The organism is Empedobacter sp. UBA7611 (assembly GCF_002484365.1).
In the GTDB taxonomy this organism is placed as follows: domain Bacteria; phylum Bacteroidota; class Bacteroidia; order Flavobacteriales; family Weeksellaceae; genus Empedobacter; species Empedobacter falsenii_B.
This window is the reverse complement of record NZ_DLJR01000031.1, coordinates 33,446-50,887: the sequence shown is the minus strand read 5'-3', so window position 1 is coordinate 50,887 and position 17,442 is coordinate 33,446. Positions and strand designations below refer to the sequence as shown.

Sequence of the window (17,442 nt, the reverse complement as noted above, 5' to 3'; positions counted from 1 at the left end):
TCTAAATTTTTTAATTAAAAAAGCTAAATCATTTTCCTTTTTTAAAACGGAATTTGAAGTTTGAGCAGCTTATTTTGATTTCTTGTTTTAATCATTTTTTTCAAATCATTTTGACTTGATTTTTTAGTTTAAACTTTTGAAATCAATCATCAACTAAAGTTTCAAATTCAGGTTTTAAACAAGTTTTTGATCTTATTTCAAATTCATTTCTAGGAAATATATTCTCTATTCGAAAAGAAAACTTTTTAGCTTTTGTTTCCAATGGTACCCTTTCGGGCGATAAACAGATTAAAGTCTGTGTGAATTGCTCTACCCACTGAGCTATTTCAGTTTCCTGAAAGTAGGAATCGAACCTACGACCCATCCGCTGGAGATTTTAATTATTCAGAATAGAAGTGATGAAACAATTTCTACTACAATGCTATACTGAAACATTTGTCAAGGAATAATTAAAATCGTTTGGTTTTTAAACCTTTGACAAAGTTGGAGTAGAAGTGTGCAAGTGAATTGCGCAATAAAATATTTTTTCGAATTAATTTGTAAACGATTATTAACAGAGGGTTTTATATTGAAAATATTTTGAATAAAATTTGAAATAAAAATTTCTGCGCAAATAGATTGCGTACTTTGATTTGAAATTTGTAGTATTGAACAAAGAAATCAACCATGGCAACCAATAAAATTGCATTAATACGTTATCAAACGATCGATAAATGTCTTCAAAATCATTTCAGAAAATGGACATTAGAAGATTTGATAGAAAAAGTTTCGGAAGCTTTGTATGAATATGAAGGAATAACTTCTGGTGTTTCGAAACGTACAATTCAGGGCGACATTCAGGTGATGCGAAGTGATAAATTGGGTTATAATGCGCCAATTGTTGTTCGAGAAAAAAAGTTTTATGAATATGAAGATCATGACTATTCGATTCATAATTCACCAGTTTCTTCTGCTGATTTAGATAAAATGAAAGAAGTGATTTCGGTAATGAAACAATTGAATGGGTTTAATTATTTTGATGATATGAACGAGATTATTACGCGTCTCGAAAATAATTTATCCAAACAAACGCATCAACAACCAAATTATATTCAGTTTGAGGAAAATCCATTGTTAAAAGGTTTGGAGCATTTGAATCGATTGTATCAAGCAATAGTGAAGAAGCAACCTCTGTTGATTTCTTATCAATCATTCAAAGCAAAAAATCAAGAACCAAAACAACAAGTTTATTATCCGTATTTGTTGAAAGAATACCGTAATCGCTGGTTTTTATTGGCTAAATCGAGAAAAGATAAAAATTTGTATACGTTGGCTTTGGATAGAATTGTTGAGTTTTATGAATTGGCAAATGAACCTTTTGTAGATGAGCAAGAAATTAATTTTGATACGTATTATAACAATGCGATTGGCGTAACGAAAAGTGTGAAAGAAAGGGAGCAGCGTGTTGTTTTTCGTGTGAATAAAAAATTAGCGCCCTATGTGGTGACAAAACCAATTCATGCGACGCAAAAAGTGTTGGAAGTGACGGACGAAGGAACTTTATTTTCGATAGAAGTTGTACATAATTTTGAGTTGGAACGAGAACTTTTAGGATTTGGAGAAGAAATAGAAATTCTTGCTCCAAGATTAGTGAAAAAAAGAATCAAAACACGATTAGAAAAAGCATTAGAAAAATATAAAAAATAGAATTTCTTTCATACATTTAATTCATTAAAAACTAACTTAAATGATATGGAATAAAAGAATAATGACACTTTTGAGTGTCTTTTTATTAATCTTCTCGACAAGTTTGTTTGCACAGAAAGCGAGTGATTCTGTGAAAAAATATATCTATTTAACTTTTGATGATGGACCTTTGAATGGAAGTGAAAATATTGATGAGGTTTTCAAAAATGAGAAGTTAAAAGTGACTGTTTTTCTTGTAGGAGAACATGTGGAGAAAAATAAAACAATGACGGATTATTTTAAATATTACGAAGATAATCCTTACATCGAAGAATGTAATCATAGTTGGACGCATGCGAATGATCAGTACAAAAAGTTTTATAGTAACGAGCAAACGTCGGTTGCGGATATTTTGAAAAATCAATCGACCTTAAAATTACAAGATAAAATTGTTCGTTTACCCGGAAGAAACATGTGGAGATTGGATGGGAAATCGAAGAATGATGGAGCTTCAGGAGTGCAAACGGCTGATGGTTTAGCGAAGTTAGGATATAAAGTTATTGGTTGGGATTTGGAATGGGCGCATCATGCAAAAGATGGAACACCAGTGCAATCTGTTCAAGCGATTTATAAACAAATTGTTAATCAATTAGAATCGAATAAAACCTTTACAAATAATAATATAGTTGTGTTAATTCATGATGAGATGTTTCAGAATAAATGGGAAGAGTCCGAATTGAAACAATTGGTTGATCTTCTTAAAAAACATGATAACTATATTTTTGAGCAAATAAAATTTTATCCTCAATAAAACTTTTATAAAATACAAAAGCTGTCCAAAATTAGACAGCTTTTTATATGTAGTAATTTGTATAAATTAGTCTCCCATCATTCCTCCAACTAAAGAATTGACAATTGCTAAAACAATACCAAATAATAATGCGTACCAGAATCCGTCAACATGGAAACTGTCTCCCATAATTGCGCTTGCTAATAAGATAATAATTGCTGTAATCACAAAAGAAAATAAACCTAATGTTAAGATTGTTACAGGTAAACTAATAATGTTTAAAATTGGTTTTACAACAGCATTTAAAAGTCCGATAACAAGTGCAACAATAATCGCAGAACCATATCCTTTTACAGATACTCCAGGTAAAATGTTAGCAAGTCCGAAAACAACTAATGCTGATACCAAAAGATTAATAATAAAGCCCATAATTTGTATTTTTTAGATTAATATATCTAGATTAAAATCAAAAGCTTTGCCAAATTGTTAAAAATTTTAATAAAAATAAAAAAAGCTCAGAAATTTCTGAGCTTTAGTATTATTGTATTGAGAAGATATTCTTTTTATAATTGTTCAAAAAGATATTTCATGTTGACTTCTTTGTCGATAATTTGAGCTAACTCATTAATATTAACACGTTTTTGCTCCATTGTATCACGGTAACGTAAAGTAACAGAATTATCGTTTAATGAATCGTGGTCAACAGTGATACAGAAAGGAGTTCCAATCGCATCCATACGACGGTAGCGTTTCCCGATCGTATCTTTTTCTTCGTACATTACGTTGTAATCTAAACGTAATTTTTTCAAAATTTCTTTCGCTAATTCAGGTAAACCATCTTTCTTCACTAATGGTAAAACAGCCGCTTTAATTGGCGCTAATGCAGCAGGTAAAGACAACACTACACGTTCTGATCCATCTTCTAAAACTTCTTCTTTCAATGAATTTGAGAAAACTGCTAAGAACATACGATCCAAACCTACAGAAGTTTCTACTACGTAAGGTGTGTATGATTCGTTTGTTTCGTTATCGAAATATTGAATTTTTTTACCCGAATGTTGTTCGTGTGCTTTCAAATCGAAATCTGTACGAGAGTGAATTCCTTCTAATTCTTTGAATCCGAATGGGAATTTAAACTCAATATCAGCTGCAGCATTTGCATAGTGGGCTAATTTTTCGTGATCATGGAAACGATAATTTTCATTTCCTAAACCTAATGTTTGGTGCCAACGCAAACGTGTTTCTTTCCATTTTTCGTACCAATCTAACTCAGTTCCTGGTTTTACGAAAAATTGCATTTCCATTTGTTCAAACTCACGTTGACGAAAAATAAATTGACGTGCAACAATCTCATTACGGAAAGCTTTACCAATCTGAGCAATTCCGAAAGGTAATTTCATACGTCCAGATTTTTGTACGTTCAAGTAATTCAAGAAAATACCTTGAGCCGTTTCTGGGCGCAAATATAAATCCATTGCTTGATCTGCTGTCGCACCTAATTTTGTTCCGAACATCAAGTTGAATTGACGAACTTCTGTCCAGTTTTTAGAACCCGTTACAGGATCAGCAATTTCTAATTCTTCAATCAAAGCTTTTACGTCATCTAAATCTTCGTTTTCCAAAGATTTTCCCATGCGCGCTAAAATTGTATTGATTTGATTTTGATATTCTACAACACGAGGATTTGTCGCAACAAATTGATCTTTATCAAAAGCATCTCCGAAACGTTTTGCAGCTTTTGCAACTTCTTTCTCGATTTTACCTTCAATTTTTGCACAATGATCTTCAATTAAAACATCGGCACGGTAACGTTTTTTAGAATCTTTGTTGTCAATCAAAGGATCATTAAACGCGTCAACGTGGCCCGAAGCTTTCCAAGTAGTAGGGTGCATAAAAATAGCAGAATCAATGCCGACAATGTTTTCGTGCATTTGTACCATTGCTTTCCACCAATATTGTTTGATGTTATTTTTTAGCTCAGCTCCGTTTTGACCATAATCGTAAACGGCTGATAATCCATCATAAATCTCACTCGATTGAAAAATGAAACCATATTCTTTCGCATGAGAAACTACTTTCTTGAAAATATCTTCTGACATAATTAATTGTGTGTTCTTATTTAAAGTGCAATTTTAGTGATTTTTGATGACTATTGAGGTATATTTTGATAAAATCGTAAGGCTTTAATCGCTTATTCTATTTTTTGAGAAGATTATTAACAAAATGATTGATTTTATTATTCGACTTATTTCAATTTCAATCAAAAAAAAACATACTTTTAAATCATAAAAAAAAGATAACCCTATGAAAAAAATTATTCTTCCTGTTCTATTATTAAGTTTTGTTACAAGTTGTAATTCTAATAATTCATCTAGTTCATCAACAGAAAATAAAATTGAAAGTGAAGTGAAAGATTCGGTTAAAGAATCGGATGTTAATTATAATGTTGCGCTTGATTTTATGAATAATTATGTTGATTATATCATGGATACAATTGGAAAAATAAACGAAGATGAGTATATCAAGCAAAATGAATTATTGACGCAAAGTTTTAAAGATCGATACAAATTTGTGCAAGATTCTGCTTTTAAAGTTGAGCCAGAAGTTGGGTTGGATTTTGATCCGATTGTCGATGGACAAGATTTTCCTGATAAAGGATTTAAAATAAAATCGATTGATAAAGCAACAGGTTTAGTGACTTTGCAAGGGATAGATTGGCAAAATTTTGAAGTTGTTTTGAAAATTGTTAACGAAAACGATAAATCGTTGGTAAATGGTTCTGGGATTATTAATATTCCGACGAACAAACAGGCAAGAAGATAAAGTGATGAAAACTGAAAATTCTATAAGAAACTTTGAAAATGATATAAATTTCAGTTTGTTTTGATTTGAATTTTTTGTTTATTTTTGTCCAACATGAAAATGCAACATTACATAAAGTATGTTTTGTCGGTGGTTTTGATTTTTTCAAATCTTAGCTACGCATTTTCTATGCATTTTTGTCAAGGAGTGGTGGAGCAAGTGAAGTTGAATCATTTGGATAATAATTCGCACGAAATGGGAGTTTCTACTTCGTGTTGTCCTCCAAAAACAGAAAAAAAACATTGCGAATTACCGGAAAACAATAAATCTAAAAAAGATGATTGCTGTAAGGATATTTCATATTCGGATAAGTTTGTAGAAAAGCAAACTGTCAAAATTCAAAAACTTATTCCGATTAGTTTTATAGTTTCTGAAATTCTTCAAATTAGAATTCCGATTCAAGATGAAGAGGTGAGCAATCAATCTAGTTTCCTTGATTTTTATGTTGCGTCAAATGCACCGCCAAATTATATACTCAATTCTCAGTTAACATTTTACGAAGGGTAATACCCGTTTATTTTTTGATTAAATTAATCAGAAAACAATACGCTATTATCTAAATATTAAAGTATTTGATGAAAATCTAATCAACAAGTACACAATAATAAATAGGCATTGAGCCTTAAATCGTAAAAATGAAAAAAATATTCACTTCAGTATTTATACTAAGTGCTGCGTTTTCTTACGCACAATCTACTTTAAAAGGAAAAATTACAGATCAAAATCAACAACCAATCGTTGGAGCAGAAGTGTTTTGGCAATCGTCAGATATTACTGTTATTACAGATGAAAAAGGAAACTTTGAGATCGAAAATTATCAACCAACCTCAATTTTAGGTGTTTTTTATGACAATGAAACAACAACTTTTAAGGAATTAAAAGACGAATTTCAGAATATCACCATCAATGTAAAAGATCATTTTGGGGATACTTCGTTGAATGAAGTTGTGGTTCGTGATACAAGTAGTTCGCTTAAAAAATCGAAGTTTGCAACCAATATGACGACAATGACTGGAAAAGAATTGTTGAAAGCAGCATGTTGTAATTTAGCTGAATCTTTCGAGACAAATCCTTCTATTGATGTCAATTTTTCGGATGCTGTGACAGGAAATAAGCAAATTAAAATGTTAGGTTTAACCTCTCCTTATATTTTGATTGCAGAAGAAAATATACCAAATGTTCGTGGAGCTTCTCAAGCTTTTGGGCTTAGTTTTACGCCAGGAACTTGGGTAGAAAGTATTCAGGTGACGAAAGGTGCTGGAACGGTGATTAATGGTTACGAAAGTATTTCTGGGCAGATTAATACAGAATTAATAAAACCTTCAAATGATATTCCGTTGTTTGTGAATCTTTATGGTTCGACAGATTCTCGTTTTGAAGGAAATGTGCATTTGAACAAAAAATTGAATGATAAATGGAGTACTTCTTTGTTTATGCATGGAAATGCACGCGTTTCGAAGAATGATATGAACGATGATGGATTTTTAGATAATCCGCTTGGACACCAAGTTAATGTAATGAATCGTTGGCAATATCAAAACTTAGAAAAAGGTTGGGTCGGATTTTTATCTGCAAGATATTTGAATGATACAAAACAAGCAGGACAAGTTGATTTTGATAAAGATCGTGATAAATTAACAACAAATTATTGGGGTTCAGAAATCAATACAAATCGTGTGGATGTTTCATCAAAAATTGGGTATGTTTTTCCAGAAATGCCTTATCAAAGTATGGGATTGCAAACGGCGTTTAGTTATCATAAACAAGATTCTTACTTCGGATTGAATCAATATGATATTGAGCAACAAAGTTTTTATTCCAACTATATTTTCAGTTCGATTATTAGCAATACAAAAAATAAATTTTCTACAGGAGCGAGTTTTACGTACGATAAATTCAAGGAATTTGTAGCGCTTCCGACTGATGTAAATTATGATCGAATTGATAATTCTGCAGGAGCATTTTTCGAATATACATTTGATAATATGAAGAATTTCAATATGATTGCTGGGCTTCGTGGAGATTATCATAATCGAATGGGATTTTTCTTAACACCTCGTTTGCATACGCGTTATACACCTGTAAAAGGAACAACAATAAAAGCGTCGGTTGGTCGTGGAAAACGAATCAATAATATATTTGCAGAAAATCAGAATTTATTTGCATCTTCAAGACAATTTAATATTTTGGGCGATAGAAATGGAAAAATATATGGTCTAGATCCAGAAATTGCATGGAATTATGGATTTAGTGTGACGCAAGAGTTTAAATTATTTGGAAAAAATGCAGATGTAACAGCAGATTTTTATCGAACAGATTTTCAAAATCAAATTGTAACTGATATCGATTATTCGGCTCGTCAAGTAAGATTTTATAATTTAGAAGGAGATTCGTATGCAAATTCGTTCCAATTTGATTTTAATTATAATCCATTCACAAATTTCAAAATTAGAGCATCTTATAAATATTACGATATCGCAACAGATTATGAAAAAGGAAAATTAGAACGTCCGTTGCAAGCGAAACATCGTTTCTTTACAAATTTAGAATACGAAACACGCGAAAGAAATGGTAAAAATTGGCGTTTTGATGCAACGTATAATTGGATTGGAAAACAGCGTTTACCAAATACATCAGATAATTTACCAGAAAATCAGTTGAATGAATATTCGAATCCATTTGGGACAATTAATTTCCAGATTACACGTGTTTTTTCAAAACGTTTTGAAGTATATATTGGAGGAGAAAATGTAACGAATTATCAACAACATCGCGTAATTTTAGGAGCAGATAATCCTTTTGGTTCAAATTTCGATAGTTCGATTGTTTATGCGCCAATTTTTGGACAAATGTATTACGCTGGATTAAGATTTAGTTTAAAATAAAAATCATAAAAAATATAAAATAATGAAAAAATTATTAGCCTTTGCTTTGGTTGCGACTTTAGGAATTAGCGCACAAGCACAAAATAAAAATGCAAAACACGATTTACACGTTAAAGGAAATTGTAGGCAATGCAAAGATCGTATAGAAAAAGCAGCTTATGGTGTAAAAGGTGTAAAATCTGCTGAATGGGATAGTAATACGCAAAATTTACATATTATATTGAATGAGAAAAAGAGTAAAGTGGATGATGTAGAAAACGCTGTAGTAGCGGTTGGTCACGATACTGATAATAAACGTGCAGAAGAAAAAGTGTACGGAAATTTACCTTCTTGTTGTTCATATGATCGTGAAGGTTCAGCTGGGGAAGCTAACACGCATAGTCATTAAAAGATTTTAAAATACAAAAAAGGGATTTCAATTAGAAATCCCTTTTTTGTTTATAAGATGTTAATAGTTTAAAAATGAAAATTTTATTTTTAACTTTTAGTTAACATTAACATTCTATATTTATGGCTTTCCTTTTTTGGAAAGAAACAAATAAATTAATTGAAGTGAAAATAGGTCAAATTGTAGAAATTCCAAAAAATTCTTCTATTTATAATATGGAAAAACCATCTTTTCAATCAAAAGAAGAAGAACTTTCTTGGAAGGTAAACCAAAGAAATTATTCTTTGTTTGATGGTTTTATTGTGGGAGAACATACTGGAATAGAAAAATTTGAAATAGGACAACGAAAAGGTTTAAATGTTAGCGGAAAAGAATTTCCGGTTTATGTGATTGGAATTGATGAACGCGAAAACAGAATTTTTATAGGACAAGGAAAAAATCATCCAGGCCTTTTTACAGATGTATTCTTTTTTGAAGAACAAAATATAAGTTGGTTAGAAAAACCATTTTTAATCAATGAAATAGAAGCTAATGTTGCATCTACATATTTGAAAGAAGAAATAAATGCGAGGTTTTATCAATTTGGAAAAATCTATTTTTTGGAGTTCGAAAAACAAATTCCTTTGATAATGAAAAATTACACATTAAGGCTTTCTTATGAAAACAAGGAAGTTATACTATTAAACAAATAATTGTTATTAAAATGAAATTGAAATTTACTTTTTTATCATTTGCTTTAGCATTATTCGCACAAGCTCAAAAAGCACCTGCGTATTATTCAAGCATTAATTTTAGTAAAACGAAGAATGAGTTGAAAAATGATTTTGCTAAATTAATTACTGATACTCATAAGCAAAATGTTTCTTATTCAGAAGGTTTGAAAAATTTATTTCAAACAAGTGATGCCGATCCTCAAAATCCATCTAATTTATTGTTGATTTATGGATCTCAAAGTTCAGGTACGCATCAAAGAAGTCGTGCTTTTTCAGGATCTTGGAATAGAGAGCATGTTTATGCAAAATCTAAAGGAACGCCAAATTTAGGAACTTCTGGACCTGGATCAGACGGACATCATTTACGTCCTGCTGATGTCACATTGAATAGTACTCGTGGAAGTTTGCTTTTTGATGATGGAGTAGGAGCAATGGCAATGAAAACGAGCCGTGGTGGTTGGTATCCAGGTGATGAATGGAAAGGAGATGTTGCGAGAATTTTAATGTATATGTATGTACGTTATGACAAACGAACTTTACCTCTTAACATTACCTTTGGACCAAGTACGTATTCGTCAGATTTCCCTGATATTCTTTTGAAATGGAATGTAGAAGATCCTGTTTCACAATTTGAAATTCAAAGAAATAACGTTGTAGCGAATGTTCAAGGAAATAGAAATCCATTTATCGATAATCCATATTTAGCAACTGTTATTTGGGGAGGTCCTAAAGCGCAAAATAATTGGCCAGAATCTTTTGGTGAAGGAGGAGGTTCTGAAGAAGATACTGAAAAACCTACTGCGCCAACAAATTTAGCTTCAACAACGATTACATCATCAAGTGTGTCGTTAACTTGGACAGCTTCTAGAGATAATGTAGGTGTTAATAAATATGATATTTATGTAGACAATACATATAATACAACTGTTTATAGTAATAACGGAACAGTTTCTGGATTAAATCCTTCGACAACTTATTCTTTTTATGTTGTAGCAAAAGATGTAGCTGGAAATAAATCGGATAATAGTACTGTAATTCAAGTAACAACAAAAGAATCTAATATAGGAGGAGGTTCAGGAGAAGGAACAAGCTGTGGAACAGAGGATTTTGAAAATATTCCATCTACAGGAAGTACACCTCCAGCATCATCTTACACAGATAGAACTTGGTCGAATAGAGGAATTGTGTGGACTGCAATAAATGCAAGAACAGACAAGCAAATTTATATCGATGGAGATAGTAATAAAGCAATTTGTATTAGAAAAGGAAATTTAAAATCATCTACAATTTCTGGAGGAATAGGTTCTTTATCAGTAAAAACATATCTTCCTTTTGCAGATTCTGATGGATTTTATACATTAAAAATTAATGGAGAAGTAAAAGGACAAATACCTTATTCTAAAACAGCTAAAACAACAAAAATTGATAATATTAATATTGAAGGAGATGTTGTTATTGAGTTGATAGATGAAACTTCAAATAACCGTGTTTCTTTTGATAATTTATCATGGACTTGTTACGAAAAATTAGCAACAGATGAGGTTAAAAAACAAAATAATAAACTAGTTATTTATCCTAATCCAGTTAAAAATCATGAATTTGTTGTCAATGGAATTGAAAATAAAGAAACTATTCAAATTTTTACTATCAATGGACAATTAGTCCAAACAATTCAAAATGTAACAAATAACTCTAAAGTTAAATTGAATAAATTAACAAAAGGTGTTTATATTATTAAAACGAAAAATCAATCTAATAAGATTATTGTAGATTAAAAAAATATCATCTTAATGATAAACAAAAAAAATCCATCTCATTTGAGATGGATTTTTTTGTTATATATTTTTCAATTACTGAAACATATCTTTTACACGTTCAAAGAATGATTTTTCATTTTTCGAAGGTTCTGGTGAGAAATGATCATCGTCTCTCATTTTTTCAAAATACGCTTCTTGATCTTTCGATAAATGAGTTGGTGTCCAAATGTTAACATGCACAAATAAATCACCTTTTCCGTAACCGTTCAAATCTGGTAAACCTTGACCTTTTAAACGTAATACTTTTCCTGATTGAGTTCCTTTGTCAATTTTAATTTTTACTTTTCCATTAACCGTCGGAATTTCTTTAGAAGCACCTAAAACAGCATCTGGGATAGAAATATACAAATCAAAATGTAAGTTGTTTCCATCACGTTTCAAAGTGTCGTGTTCTTCTTCTTCAATCAAAACAAGTAAATCACCAGGAATACCATCAAAAGGCGCATCGTTACCTTTTCCACGAACTTGCAATTGAATTCCTTCTCTTGCTCCAGCTGGAATTTTAAGATCGATTGTTTCCTCAACTTTGATTAATCCTTGATTATTTGCTCCCGAAGGAATTTTGTCTGCAACTTTTCCTACTCCTTGACAAGTTCCACAAGTTGTAGCAGTTTGCATTTGTCCTAAAAATGTGTTGGTAACACGGACTTGTTGTCCAGAACCGCCACAAGATGGACATGTTTTAGATGTAACGCCATCTGCTTGTTTAAAACGTTTAACTTTTACTTTCTTTTCGCAACCGTTAACCATTTCTTCTAAGTTCAATTTTACGCGAATACGCAAATCAGAACCTTTCATTCGACGTGGACCACGAGATTGACCTCCAAATCCACCACCGAATCCTCCGCCTCCAAAGATATCGCCGAAATGAGAGAAAATATCTTCCATATTCATTCCGCCGCCACCGCCGAATCCTCCGCCAGCAGCTCCGCCCATTCCTGCATGTCCGAATTGGTCGTAACGTGCACGTTTGTTGTCGTCGCTTAAAACTTCGTAAGCTTCTGCAGCTTCTTTAAATTTATCTTCTGCCTCTTTGTCACCAGGATTTTTGTCAGGGTGATATTTGATGGCAAGTTTACGATAGGCTTTCTTGATATGCTCTGATGTTGCAGATCTTTCGACCTGCAATATTTCGTAATAATCTCTTTTTGATGACATTTTCTTAATCTAAATTATAATCCAACAACAACTTTCGCGTAGCGAACTACCACATCATTTAATAAATAACCCGTTTCTACAACGTCTACAATTTTTCCTTTTAAATCCTCCGTTGGAGCAGGAATTTGAGTAATTGCTTCGTGTAAATCAGTATTGAAATCGTCTCCAGCTTTAGTCTCCATTTCTTTCAAACCTTTTGCACGTAACGTTTCTACTAATTTATTATTGATTAATTCAACACCTTGATGTAAGCTGTCGTCTCCTGACTTTTCAATTTGATTTAAAGCGCGTCCAAAATCATCTAAAACAGGTAATAAAGATGTAATAACTTCTTTATTTGCCGTCTTGAAAATGTCCATACGTTCGCGCGAAGTACGTTTTTTGAAGTTGTCAAACTCTGCAAATAAACGTAAATATTGGTCTTTTTCTTTTGCTAATTGTTCCTTAACAATTTCTAATTCTGACTTTCCAGCAGTTTCTTCTTGTGGTTGTTCTACAGTGTTATCACTCTCTTGAACGTTTTCTTGAAGATTCTCGTTCTCTAATTCTTCGTGTATATTTTGGTCAGACATATTCTTATTAGTTTTTTTGTTTCTGATTGAATCAAATAGTTTGCCAATGCCCATTATGTGTCGTTTTGTCAGATTTTAAATAAAAAAGAAGCACTTCTGTCGTTAGAAGTGCTTCGGTAAATGTATAAAGTTTTTTTGATTTGAGTTTTAGTAGAATTAAATTTCGTCACTTCGAGTGATTTTCAAAGAAAATTGTATCGAGAAGTTAGATGAAATAATATTTTCTTATTTATCAAAGTGTTATTCTAAACTTGTTTCAGAAACACATCTTGCGAGTTTTACTTTGAGGATGCGAAGTTGAAATGAATTCAACTTGACATTATAAGGATAAAAAATTATCTTAAAACTTAAAATTAATCTTTCCATTCAAGAAACGTCCTGTCAAATAATTTGGCATTGTGTAAACTGCACTCGAATTTACGTCGCGAATCCATGAATTACTGATTTCGTTTTTAATATCAAACACATTGAAAACATCTACACCAATCGAAATTTCTTTGAAATTACTCCAGAATGTTCCTTTTGATGGTTTCAATTCTTTTTGATTAATAATTTCTTTCACAAAACCAATGTCAACACGTTTGTAATCTGTCAACGTTGTTTGGTATTGGTAAGGATCTGCAAATTGTGGTGCTCCGTTTGGTAAACCAGAAGCATAAATCAAATTTACATTCACTTTGAAAGATGGTAAAAACTCCATATAATCTTGGAAAAATGCAGATAATTTGAAACGCGGATCTGTTGGTAATGGAATATTTCCTCTGTCATCAATATTTTGATAAGCGCGCGCATACGAAGCCGAGAACCAAGAATCGATTCCTGGAACAAACTGCCCAAATAAATGCATGTCAAGTCCATACGCATAACCTTTGGAGTTGTTATCTGCCGTATAACGAATTCTTACATTGTCTACATAATACGGATTCAAATCGTTTAAGATTTTGTAATAAACCTCAGTTGTTAATTTGAACGGACGATCCATCCATTTGAATTCGTAATCGTTTCCAAATATAAAATGAATTGATTGTTGCGATTTTACTTTATCATTCAAAGAACCATCTAAACGACGAATTTCGCGATAGAAGGGAGGTTGATAATAAATACCTGTCGAAAAACGGAACAACATATCGCTTTCCCAATCTGGTTTAACAGCGATTTGAGCACGAGGCGAAACAGTTGTTTCTTCGTTAAAATCCCAATAAGCTGCACGTACACCAGCGTTGAACATCACTTTCGCATCATTCCACATGAATTTGCTTGTATATTGTGCGTAACCTGAAATACGATTGGTTTTTAAATTATTTTTTGAATTGACATAATAACTTAAATTCAAACCATTTCCTGGATTTGGATTCATAACATATCCTGTCGAATCGATTGCTTGCCATTCACCTAATAAATCACGAATATCTTCTTGTTGAAATTTTGCACCCCACTCAATATCATTGTTTCCGTTGATTTTGTATTTTCCTTTGTGTTGAATTCCGGCAACTAATGCATCAAAATTATTTCGTGCATGATCGATTTGCGAACCAACATCATTCGTAGAAGTAGCATGGCCTTTTTCGTCTACTTCAGAAATGAAATAAGAACCTTGAATATCAAAATATTCGCGCTCTTTCGAATGATAAGCAAAAACATCTAACCCTAAATCTACTTTAGAATTTGGTTGATACGTAAATGATAAACTTCCTGTTTCTGTCGCAAATTTATCATCTTCTTTTCCGTCATAAAAAACAGTTAGCAACAAGGGAGTATCCATTGTATTGATATAAGTTTCACGTTTTATAGGAAACATTTCGTAGCGCGAACGTGACATTGTTCCCAAAAATGCAACATTCCATTTATCATTTAATTTATAATTGATATTGGCTTGCACATCGTAATATTCAGGATTGAAATTGGTATCACCTTTTAAGGTATTCAACACTAAATTTCTGTTTTGATAACGAGCTCCAACAATTGCCGAAAGTTTTTTGTCTTTAGAACCTCCGCCTAATGTCAAACTTCCGCCCATTAAACTTGCTTCTAATTGTCCTTCAAATTTTGTTGGGCGTTTGTAGGTAACATCTAAAACAGAAGACATTTTGTCGCCGTATTTTGCTTCCCAACCACCAGCAGAAAAGTTGATAAATTGCGTCATCGCAGGATTTACAAAACCTAAACCTTCTTGTTCGCCAGAACGAATCAATTGAGGTTTATAAACTTCGATTCCGTTAACGTAAATTAAATTTTCGTCATAATTTCCTCCGCGAACCATATATTGCGAACTTAATTCTGTATTCGAATTTACGAAAGGCAATGTTTTCAATAAATCGGCAACTCCGCCAGTCAAACTTGGTCCTTGTTGCATTTGCGCAGCACTCAAAACGGTACTTTGCAAAGGTTTATTTTTATTGGATTGAAAAGAAATAGTTGCTTCACCTAATTCGATTGCATTGGTTTGATCAGGAACTAATTGAACAAAAATCTCTTTCTTGTTTTTATCTTTTAGCGTAAAAGTTTGTGCAAACGAATGATAACCATTGTTGTTAAAAGTTACGGTAACGGAAGAATTTGATGGAATATCAATTTTGAAATTACCATTTTGATCTGTAAAATAAGATTGATCGTTGACAATAATCTCAGCTTCACTAATTGGAATTCTATTTTCGTCGACAACTTTACCATTAATTTGCGCAGTTTGAGCAAATAAAATTCCACCCAAAAGAGATAAACTTATGGTACTAAGAAATCTTTTTGAATGTTGTAGAGTATGTTGCTGTGTTGTTTTTTTCATCTTTCACGTTTAATTCTAATTGATGGTTGCCAACCGAAATCTGTTCTTTGTTCAAATTAATTGATAATCGTTTAATTTTTTGATCATATTCGGCTAAAACCCACTTACCATCGATATAAGCTTTATAATCTTTTATCCCAGATTGTGCATCATCAATTGTAAATTTGATAATAGCATTAGCTTGAGTAAATTGACTATCTGATTTGATATTTAACGGAGTAATTGTCGGTTTAGTATTGTCAATTAAAATAGAAAAAACACCAAAATCTTTTGGATTTGCAACAAGCTTTCCATTTTTGAGCTCTGTTGTTAAATAATCTTTTTTCCAAGCACCTCTTTTTTGATATTCGCGTACAATAACAGCTTTGTCCAATTGCGCTGTTGGAATGTCAGTAGTCGGTTCTATTGCTAACGTGTAAGTTTGATGAACTGGTATATAATAATCGCCCACCCAATGTTTACCATTCGAGAATTTATAAGCTAAATCAAAATCTTCATAAAAAATATTTTTAGGGAAAAATATTTCGATTCCATCAGATTTGAAATGATTTTCTTTGTTCCACAACATTGGATTTGTTTCAGGAAGTTTTGCAGAGTCTACAAATGCTTTTCCATTAACTGTAAAAGATTGCGAAGATAAATTTCCTGCATAATCAGAAACGTCAATTTTTACTTTGTACGATTTTCCTTCTTCAAGTTCTAAAATTCCATTGTTTTTTAGATTTGAATACATTCTGACAGGATTCCCATCTTTCACAAATCCTTGATACACCCAACTGTTATTTTTCTGAATATCGCCATAATCGCAAACACTATTTATAGCTCGCGCTTCATCAAACGAAAAACGATTAGAAGTAAACGTATAAATCGGTTCATCATTCACATAAATATTAATTTGATGAACTCCATTGTTATTTTCTGCTCCATTGTGTTTGTCATAGGCTTTTACACCAAAACCTATTGCGCCAGAGGCAGAAATTGTACCTCCATTTACCACAACAACACGATTGGTTTTTTGATTCACATCGCCATAAATTGGATAAGCATATAGGCCTAAAATAGATGGTTTTCGAGTATCAGGTAAATCAAAACCGAAGTAAAAAGGATTAATTGGTTCTTCTGTTTTGGTATCACGAATTTCGAAATGTAAATGTGGACCTCCAGAACCTCCAGAATTTCCAGAAAGAGCAATCAAATCGCCCATTTTTACAGGAAGTTCGTTTGGTTTTGGATGCAATTCTATCTTAAACGTTTCGTTTGCATATTGTTGTTTGCGCACATATTCTTGCAATTCGGGCGTAAATTCTCTCAAATGGGCATAAACAGAAGTATATCCGTTTGGGTGATCGATATAAAGTGCATTTCCATAACCTGTTGGCGAAATATTAATGCGAGAAATGTAACCGTCTCCAACCGCTTTTACTTTCAGACCTTCTCGTTGTTGAGTTTTGATATCAAGCCCAGCGTGGAAATGATTGGCACGTAATTCTCCAAAATTACCAGCTAAATAATTGGTAATTTCTAAAGGATTTTGGAAGATGTTTTTTGGATATGTTTCAGATTTTGGTTGTTCTGATCGTTGTCCAAAAACAACAGAACTTAGTAATAAGTTTAGGAAAATTGGCTTAATCACTTTCATTTTTTCTTTTCAATAATTAACAAATCAGTTAAAAGTAAACTAAATCTTTTACAAACCTCCTTAATCTTTTGAATTTCTGAAAATTATTTGGAGATAAATTTTTGTAAAATAAAATTAAATAAATGATTATCAATATTTTGTATTTGTAAAATAATAAACAAGTAAAAGAAAAGG

The 17,442-nt window shown here is 32.0% G+C and carries 14 protein-coding genes; 8 read left to right on the top strand and 6 right to left on the bottom strand.

Features of this window, described 5'->3' with window-relative positions:
• Window positions 1–666: 666 nt before the first annotated feature.
• Together B3R94_RS04345 and B3R94_RS04340 are read left to right on the top strand one after the other, a co-directional pair.
• Window positions 667–1,686 (top strand): helix-turn-helix transcriptional regulator, encoded by a 1,020-nt coding sequence (locus B3R94_RS04345; protein WP_115001268.1) that lies wholly within the window; start codon window positions 667–669, stop codon window positions 1,684–1,686.
• A gap of 40 nt (window positions 1,687–1,726) precedes the next feature.
• On the top strand, window positions 1,727–2,476 hold the full coding sequence (locus B3R94_RS04340) for a polysaccharide deacetylase family protein (protein ID WP_291098924.1): 750 nt from the start codon (window positions 1,727–1,729) through the stop codon (window positions 2,474–2,476).
• 66 nt (window positions 2,477–2,542) lie between these two features.
• Here the strand turns inward: B3R94_RS04340 and B3R94_RS04335 are convergent, their stop codons facing one another.
• Window positions 2,543–2,884, bottom strand: a complete 342-nt coding sequence (locus B3R94_RS04335; protein WP_115001266.1) for a phage holin family protein — start codon at window positions 2,882–2,884, stop codon at window positions 2,543–2,545.
• A 134-nt stretch (window positions 2,885–3,018) separates the two neighbouring features.
• Window positions 3,019–4,554 (bottom strand): glycine--tRNA ligase, encoded by a 1,536-nt coding sequence (locus B3R94_RS04330; protein ID WP_115001265.1) that lies wholly within the window; start codon window positions 4,552–4,554, stop codon window positions 3,019–3,021.
• Between the two features lie 205 nt (window positions 4,555–4,759).
• Here B3R94_RS04330 and B3R94_RS04325 point away from each other — a divergent pair, with 205 nt between their 5' ends.
• The 6 genes from B3R94_RS04325 to B3R94_RS04300 all read left to right on the top strand — a co-directional run bounded on the left by B3R94_RS04325 (window position 4,760) and on the right by B3R94_RS04300 (window position 11,078).
• On the top strand, window positions 4,760–5,278 hold the full coding sequence (locus B3R94_RS04325) for a hypothetical protein (RefSeq protein ID WP_115001264.1): 519 nt from the start codon (window positions 4,760–4,762) through the stop codon (window positions 5,276–5,278).
• Between the two features lie 99 nt (window positions 5,279–5,377).
• Window positions 5,378–5,824, top strand: a complete 447-nt coding sequence (locus B3R94_RS04320) for an HYC_CC_PP family protein (RefSeq protein ID WP_125349052.1) — start codon at window positions 5,378–5,380, stop codon at window positions 5,822–5,824.
• Between the two features lie 128 nt (window positions 5,825–5,952).
• Window positions 5,953–8,202, top strand: coding sequence for a TonB-dependent receptor (locus B3R94_RS04315; protein WP_291098921.1), 2,250 nt, complete (start codon window positions 5,953–5,955; stop codon window positions 8,200–8,202).
• A 22-nt stretch (window positions 8,203–8,224) separates the two neighbouring features.
• Complete coding sequence (locus B3R94_RS04310; protein WP_115001258.1) at window positions 8,225–8,590, top strand: heavy-metal-associated domain-containing protein; 366 nt, start codon at window positions 8,225–8,227, stop codon at window positions 8,588–8,590.
• Window positions 8,591–8,712: 122 nt separating this feature from the next.
• Complete coding sequence (locus B3R94_RS04305; protein ID WP_115001257.1) at window positions 8,713–9,282, top strand: tRNA methyl transferase PRC-barrel domain-containing protein; 570 nt, start codon at window positions 8,713–8,715, stop codon at window positions 9,280–9,282.
• An 11-nt stretch (window positions 9,283–9,293) separates the two neighbouring features.
• On the top strand, window positions 9,294–11,078 hold the full coding sequence (locus B3R94_RS04300; protein ID WP_291098918.1) for an endonuclease: 1,785 nt from the start codon (window positions 9,294–9,296) through the stop codon (window positions 11,076–11,078).
• A 75-nt stretch (window positions 11,079–11,153) separates the two neighbouring features.
• Here the strand turns inward: B3R94_RS04300 and dnaJ are convergent, their stop codons facing one another.
• The 4 genes from dnaJ to B3R94_RS04280 form a co-directional block, all read right to left on the bottom strand.
• Window positions 11,154–12,278 (bottom strand): molecular chaperone DnaJ, encoded by a 1,125-nt coding sequence (gene dnaJ, locus B3R94_RS04295; RefSeq protein WP_291098915.1) that lies wholly within the window; start codon window positions 12,276–12,278, stop codon window positions 11,154–11,156.
• 14 nt (window positions 12,279–12,292) lie between these two features.
• Window positions 12,293–12,850: a nucleotide exchange factor GrpE gene (locus tag B3R94_RS04290; RefSeq protein WP_260391935.1), complete on the bottom strand. Its 558-nt coding sequence runs from the start codon at window positions 12,848–12,850 to the stop codon at window positions 12,293–12,295.
• A gap of 340 nt (window positions 12,851–13,190) precedes the next feature.
• Complete coding sequence (locus B3R94_RS04285; RefSeq protein WP_291098912.1) at window positions 13,191–15,629, bottom strand: TonB-dependent receptor; 2,439 nt, start codon at window positions 15,627–15,629, stop codon at window positions 13,191–13,193.
• Window positions 15,577–17,268 (bottom strand): M23 family metallopeptidase, encoded by a 1,692-nt coding sequence (locus B3R94_RS04280; RefSeq protein WP_291098910.1) that lies wholly within the window; start codon window positions 17,266–17,268, stop codon window positions 15,577–15,579. Before B3R94_RS04280 ends, B3R94_RS04285 begins: the two co-directional genes overlap by 53 nt.
• Window positions 17,269–17,442: the final 174 nt, after the last annotated feature.